The following is a 6,630-nucleotide window of genomic DNA, read 5'->3' as shown; positions in this document are numbered from 1 at the left end:
GGCGATACATCATGTGTTGCCCATTAAGCGAGAAGATCGAATATACCCGAGAGCCGTGAAGCCTAAGGCAAAGAAATACCCCAATAAAAAGAAAGCCAGTCAGCTTAACTGACTGGCATTAGGCTAACTACCCGGCTGTTTCTTTTCCTGTGTCTAAACGCGTTCAAACACGGTGGCGATCCCCTGACCAAGGCCAATACACATGGTGGCAAGCCCCAGCTCGACGTCATTGTGTTCCATCAGGTTGATAAGGGTGGTGGAGATGCGCGCGCCCGAGCAGCCCAATGGGTGGCCAAGGGCAATCGCGCCGCCATTCAGGTTTACCTTCTCGTCCACTTTATCCAGAAGTCCCAAATCTTTGGCGCAAGGCAGTGACTGGGCTGCAAAGGCTTCATTGAGCTCAACCATGCCGATGTCATCCATGGTCACGCCAGCACGTTTCATTGCTTTAAGCGTTGCCGGTACCGGGCCGTAACCCATGATGGAGGGATCGCAACCCGCGACCGCCATGGAGCGAACGCGGGCACGGATCGGAAGGCCCAATGCTTTGGCTTTCTCTTCGCTCATCACCAACATGGCGGAAGCGCCGTCAGACAGTGCGGAGGAAGTACCCGCCGTTACTGTGCCATTGACGGGATCGAACACTGGACGCAGGCTGGACAGGGTTTCGACCGTGGTTTCCGGGCGGATCACTTCATCGTTTTCCATCAGGAACAGGCCGCCTTTGTCATCGTGCCCCTCGGTCGGCATGATTTCATTTTTAAAGCGCCCTTCAACCGTCGCAGCATAGGCGCGCTGGTGGGAGCGGGCCGCAAAGGCATCTTGCTGCTCACGGCTGATGCCGTGTATACGTCCCAGCATTTCTGCTGTCAGACCCATCATGCCTGCTGCTTTGGCGACAGACTTTGACATGCCAGGGTGGAAGTCGACACCGTGGGTCATTGGCACATGACCCATATGCTCGACGCCGCCGATAATACAAATGTCTGCATCACCGACTTTGATGGCGCGGGTAGCGTCATGCAGCGCCTGCATGGAAGATCCACACAGACGGTTGACTGTGGTGGCGGCAACTGAGTGGGGAATGCCCGCCAGCAGCGCGGCGTTACGGCCGATGTTGAAACCTTGCTCCAGGGTTTGCTGCACACAGCCCCAGTAAATATCTTCAATTTCGTTTGGGTCGAGCTGCGGGTTACGCACCAGCAGCGAGCGCATCAGGTGCGCGGACAGATCTTCTGCGCGGGTATGGCGGTAGGCGCCGCCTTTCGAGCGGCCCATCGGGGTTCGGATGCAATCGACAATCACGACGTTTTTCATTTTATATTCCCTCTCAAATCCTTGTGGTTAGGCAGACTGTCGCTGGGCATCAAAATACCCTTCGCCTTTGGCGGCTTTCTCGCGAAGACCTTGCGGTACTTCATAGGCAGGGCCAAGGTTGGCCAGTTCATCTGCCATCGCGACATAGTTCGCCAGTCCAATGGTATCCAGATAGCGGAACACACCGCCTCGGAATGGAGGGAAGCCAAGGCCGTAAACCAGCGCCATGTCTGCTTCCTGAGGGGTAGCGATGATGCCTTCTTCCAGACAACGCACCACTTCGTTGATCATCGGTACCATCATGCGGTTGATGATCGCTTCGTCGCTGTAGTCGGTTGCCGTACCCAGTACAGGAGCCGTACCCAGTACAGGAGCCAGCAATCCCGCCACATCGGCATCCACCTCTTTTTTAGGTTTGCCTTTGCGATCGACTGAGTATTTGTAGAAGCCGACACTGTTTTTCTGGCCGTAGCGGTTGTTTTCAAACATCACGTCTACGGCGTCGCGGTAGCTTTTCGCCATGCGCTCAGGGAAACCTTCCGCCATCACAGCTTGCGCGTGATGGGCGGTGTCGATACCCACCACGTCAAGAAGGTACGCCGGACCCATTGGCCAGCCGAATTTCTTCTCCATCACTTTGTCGATTTTGGTGAAGTCAGCGCCGTCACGCAGCAGCATGCTGAAGCCGCCAAAATACGGGAACAGCACGCGGTTAACGAAGAATCCCGGGCAGTCGTTGACCACGACCGGGCTCTTGCCCATCTTGGCAGCATAGGCCACCACGCGGGCGACGGTTTCTTCCGAAGTGTCCTTGCCGCGGATAACTTCTACCAGTGGCATGCGGTGAACCGGATTAAAGAAATGCATGCCGCAGAAATTTTGTGGACGCTTGAGTGACTGCGCCAGCATATCGATAGGAATCGTCGAGGTATTGGAGGTCAGTACGGCATCGTCAGGCAGCATGCCTTCCACTTCGCTAAGCACCGCAGCTTTGATTTTCGGATTTTCTACCACGGCTTCTACGACGACATCGGCGTGTTCAATACCGGCGTAGTGCAGGCTCGGGGTAATGGATGCCAGCACATCCGCCATCTGCATCCCGTTGATGCGGCCACGCTCCAGCTGTTTGTTCAAAAGTTTTGAAGCTTCTTTCATGCCGGTTTCGAGCGACGCCTGGCTGATGTCTTTCATCAGCACCGGTACGCCTTTGCTGGCTGACTGGTACGCGATACCGCCGCCCATGATGCCTGCGCCCAATACCGCGGCGCGCTCAGTGGCTTTACCTTCTTTCGCAGCTTGCTTGGCTTTGGATTTGAGGTACTGGTCATTGAGGAAAATCCCCACCAGTGCCTGGGTGACCTGGTTTTTCGCCAGTTTCACAAAGTGTTTGTTTTCGACCAGCAGTGCACCGTTGCGATCCAGGCGCGCTGCTTCTTCAATGGATACCACTGCGGTCATCGGCGCCGGGTAGTGCGGGCCAGCTACCTGAGCCACCATGCCTTTGGCCATGGTAAAGCTCATGGTCGCTTCCATCTTGTTCAGTTGCAGTGGCGCTTTTTTCTGGGCGCGGCGAGATTGCCAATCCAGCTTGCCTTCAATAGCCTGTTTGGCAAGGGCAATGGCGGCATCGCGCAGATCGTCCGGCGCGGTGACCGCATCCACAAGTCCAATCTTCAATGCTGCGTCAGCTTTACTTTCCTTGCCTGCGGTGATGAGCTCCATCGCAGTATCTGCACCTACAAGACGCGGCATACGAACGGTACCGCCAAAGCCTGGCATGATGCCGAGCTTGGTTTCTGGCAGGCCAATGCGTGCTGTGGTGTCTGCAATACGGAAATCGGTGGCCAGAATGCACTCGCAACCGCCACCCAAGGCGTAACCGGTGACGACCGAAATCGTCGGAAACGGCAAATCTTCGAGCTTGTTAAAGATGTCGTTGGCATGGGTAACCCATTGCGACAGCTCTTCTTCGGGCTTGGCAAACAGCCCCAGGAATTCGGTAATGTCTGCGCCCACCACAAATGCGGATTTGGCAGAAGTCAGCAGCAGGGCTTTAACATCAGATTTCTGTGCCAGCGCATTGAGTGCCTGATTGAGGCTTTCCAGCGTGGAAAGGTCGAATTTATTCACAGAGCCGGGTGCATCGAGATTTAGTTCCGCGAGGCCATCATCCAGATAGCGCACGGACAGGGTGTCACCTTGGTAAATCATGTTCTATCTCCGTATTGCCAGATCTTTGTCTGGTTAGGTTTACCTAGTGGTAGGGGGCGTGGTAAGACCAGCAATAGTTAGTCTGAGCCGCGCTGGGCCAAAATGCAACCAAAATGTTAAACGCTTGTTTGAATTTGGTGTTGCGGTAAAATTATTCGTGTTTAGGGTTTCACTATGACGGTGAAAAAGGGAGTGATTGGCAGGGAAGTGAGCTGTGCTAAAATCCCGCGCCTTTTCAATTATTGGTGGTTTGCATGAACAACGCGCCTTATCTGATCCCGCTCTCTCCCGTGGTAACGGAAGAAGAGATCAAAAAGAGCCGCTTTATTACCTATCTTGCGCATACGCCGGGTATCGACAGTGCCAAAGCGTTTGTTGCGGAGATAAAAGCCAAGCATGCAGATGCACGCCATAATTGTTGGGCATTCGTTGCCGGGCGTCCTGATGATTCTATGAGCTGGGGGTTCAGCGATGACGGTGAACCGTCTGGCACGGCGGGGAAACCTATCCTCGCACAGTTGACGGGCAGCGGGGTTGGAGAGATCACGGCAGTGGTGACCCGCTACTACGGCGGTATTCGTCTGGGTACTGGTGGCCTGGTCAAAGCTTATGGCGGCGGTGTGCAACAGGCGCTACTGCAACTGACAACGAAAGAAAAGGCAATTACGGTGCAGTTCACAGTAAGCTGTGAATACCCTCACATTGCCTTGATTGAATCGATACTGGCTTCCCACAACGCGGTTCAGGTTAATACTGAATTCAGCCATAATGTGGTGATGACAGTGGAAGTGGATGCACGGAGTGCCGAACAGATCGCTGCGGAAATCGTTAATCGTTCCCGTGGTCAGGTCAGCGTGGCCGGGCTAAATAACAACTAAATTCAGGCTCAACCCTGAATATAAGGATGAGCCGTCTCAGGCTATGCAATTTCGCTCAATTATTCGGATTGTGGGGCTACTTCTTGCCCTCTTCAGTATCACCATGCTGGCACCAGCATTGGTGGCATTTATCTATCGTGATGGTGAAGGTTTTCCTTTTGTTCTCACTTTCTTCCTTCTCCTGTCTGGCGGTGCAATGCTGTGGTTTCCAAACCGCAGTTACCGGCACGAGCTTAAAGCGCGCGATGGTTTTTTGATTGTTGTCCTGTTCTGGACGGTAATCGGAAGCGCAGGTTCGGTGCCCTTTATGCTCTCCGAACAGCCCAACATGTCAGTGACCGATGCCTTTTTTGAATCCTTTTCCGGCCTGACAACCACGGGTGCAACCGTCATTGTTGGTTTGGATAACCTGCCCAAAGCGGTGCTCTTCTACCGACAGCTACTGCAATGGTTCGGTGGTATGGGGATCATTGTTTTGGCAGTCGCCATTTTGCCGGTGCTCGGTATCGGTGGTATGCAGCTTTACCGCGCCGAAATTCCCGGACCGGTGAAAGACAGCAAGATGACGCCAAGGATCGCAGAAACCGCTAAGGCGCTCTGGTATATCTACTTAGCACTTACGATTGCCTGTGCCTCCGCCTACTGGGCGGCTGGGATGTCGGTGTTCGATGCAATTAGCCACAGCTTCTCGACAGTCGCTATCGGTGGGTTTTCCACGCACGATGCAAGTATTGGTTATTTTAACAGCCCGGCCATCAACTTTATTACCGTGCTGTTCCTCTTTATTTCGGCGTGTAACTTCTCGCTCCACTTTGCGGCGTTTGCCAGTGGTAAGCTGCATCCTGGCTTCTACTTCAAAGATCCGGAATTCCGTTCCTTTATCCTGATTCAGGTGATTTTGCTGGCTATCGTCTTTGGCATGCTGCTGAACCATGATGTCTACGACACCAAGTTTGAAGCCTTTAACCAAGCGATCTTCCAGACCGTTTCTATATCCACCACTGCCGGCTATACCACGACAGGTTTTTCTGAGTGGCCCTTGTTCTTGCCGGTGCTTTTGCTGTTCTCCTCTTTTATAGGGGGATGTGCGGGGTCGACCGGCGGTGGTATGAAGGTGATCCGAATCTTGTTGCTTTCCCTACAAGGTTCACGTGAGTTAAAACGTCTTGTTCACCCAAGAGCGGTTTACACCATTAAAGTGGGGAACAAGGCATTACCGCAACAGGTGGTGGATGCGGTATGGGGATTTTTCTCTGCATACGCTCTGGTTTTTGTACTTTGTATGCTGGCCCTGATTGCGACTGGCATAGATGAATTAACAGCGTTTTCGGCCGTTGCGGCGACGCTGAATAACCTGGGGCCAGGTCTGGGGGAGGTTGCCGTTCACTTTGGTGATATAAACAGCAGCGCAAAATGGGTATTGATTATCTCTATGCTGTTTGGCCGTTTGGAAATCTTCACTTTATTGGTTTTGTTCACGCCGACCTTCTGGCGTAGCTAATCGCTCAATAGGAATAATGATGAAAAAGGCGCTTCTACTTCATTCAAGCCGTGAAGGGCAGACAGTCAAAATCCTTCGTGCTATCGAAAACGATTTGGCCGAGGAATATCAGTGCACGCTGGTGGATCTCCATGACATGCCGGCCATTGATTGGAGTCGCTACGATAAGGTTCTGATTGGTGCATCTATTCGCTATGGCCATTTGAATAAGAAGCTATACCAATTTATTGAAACCAACCTTGCTGAGCTTAATGAAAAGAAAGCCGCATTTTTCTGCGTGAACCTTACGGCGAGAAAGCCAGGTAAAGATACGACAGAGGGGAGTGTCTATGTGAAGAAGTTCCTGACCATTTCTCCTTGGCAGCCTCAGTTGCTCGATGTATTTGCAGGTGCGCTCTATTATCCCCGTTACCGCTTCTTCGACAGGGTTATGATCCAGTTCATTATGAAAATCACTGGAGGTGAAACTGACGCTACGAAGGAAGTGGAATACACCAATTGGGGCAGAGTAAAGGCGTTTGCGAGCAAGTTTCGTTCACTTTAATAGTGCTTTGGGCGAAAAGTGAACGAACGCGCTATTTTTAATAGAAAACTGAAAAAAAGCCCTTGCCAAGATTTTGAACCTCCCTATAATGCCGCTTCACCGACACGGAGAGCGGCTTCCTCTGCGGAAACACTCACTGAATCGGTACGGCGAAAAGCCTCAAAATTGATTCGAAATAA

At 52.6% G+C, this 6,630-nt stretch carries 5 protein-coding genes; 3 read left to right on the top strand and 2 right to left on the bottom strand.

What is annotated here, in order from left to right; genetic code table 11:
• Positions 1 to 153 precede the first annotated feature (153 nt).
• The gene (fadA, locus tag KU854_RS24505; RefSeq protein ID WP_218360840.1) at positions 154 to 1,317 is read right to left on the bottom strand and encodes an acetyl-CoA C-acyltransferase FadA; all 1,164 of its coding nucleotides are present in this window, start codon (positions 1,315 to 1,317) and stop codon (positions 154 to 156) included.
• A 27-nt stretch (positions 1,318 to 1,344) separates the two neighbouring features.
• The gene (fadB, locus tag KU854_RS24500; RefSeq protein ID WP_218360839.1) at positions 1,345 to 3,528 is read right to left on the bottom strand and encodes a fatty acid oxidation complex subunit alpha FadB; all 2,184 of its coding nucleotides are present in this window, start codon (positions 3,526 to 3,528) and stop codon (positions 1,345 to 1,347) included.
• Positions 3,529 to 3,782: 254 nt separating this feature from the next.
• On the opposite strand from fadB, the gene KU854_RS24495 reads away from it, so the two are divergent.
• Genes KU854_RS24495 through hemG form a run of 3 tightly spaced genes read left to right on the top strand, consistent with a single transcriptional unit; the run spans position 3,783 to position 6,451 of the window.
• Entirely contained in the window at positions 3,783 to 4,406 is a 624-nt protein-coding gene (locus tag KU854_RS24495) for a YigZ family protein (protein WP_218360838.1), read from the top strand.
• A 43-nt stretch (positions 4,407 to 4,449) separates the two neighbouring features.
• Positions 4,450 to 5,907 (top strand): TrkH family potassium uptake protein, encoded by a 1,458-nt coding sequence (locus tag KU854_RS24490; RefSeq protein WP_218360837.1) that lies wholly within the window; start codon positions 4,450 to 4,452, stop codon positions 5,905 to 5,907.
• A 19-nt stretch (positions 5,908 to 5,926) separates the two neighbouring features.
• Entirely contained in the window at positions 5,927 to 6,451 is a 525-nt protein-coding gene (gene hemG / locus KU854_RS24485) for a menaquinone-dependent protoporphyrinogen IX dehydrogenase (protein WP_218360836.1), read from the top strand.
• Positions 6,452 to 6,630: the final 179 nt, after the last annotated feature.

This window comes from Enterovibrio paralichthyis, from assembly GCF_019209835.1.
Classification (GTDB): Bacteria; Pseudomonadota; Gammaproteobacteria; order Enterobacterales; family Vibrionaceae; genus Enterovibrio; species Enterovibrio paralichthyis.
The sequence above is the reverse complement of the archived record's forward strand: the minus strand, read 5'-3'. Positions and strand labels throughout refer to the sequence as shown.

Bases quoted from the DNA above. Each gene is read 5' to 3' on its own strand.
- fadA (WP_218360840.1), bottom strand. From the start codon at position 1,317: ATGAAAAACGTCGTGATTGTCGATTGCATCCGAACCCCGATGGGCCGC.
- KU854_RS24490 (WP_218360837.1), top strand. From the start codon at position 4,450: ATGCAATTTCGCTCAATTATTCGGATTGTGGGGCTACTTCTTGCCCTC.
- KU854_RS24495 (WP_218360838.1), top strand. From the start codon at position 3,783: ATGAACAACGCGCCTTATCTGATCCCGCTCTCTCCCGTGGTAACGGAA.
- fadB (WP_218360839.1), bottom strand. From the start codon at position 3,528: ATGATTTACCAAGGTGACACCCTGTCCGTGCGCTATCTGGATGATGGC.
- hemG (WP_218360836.1), top strand. From the start codon at position 5,927: ATGAAAAAGGCGCTTCTACTTCATTCAAGCCGTGAAGGGCAGACAGTC.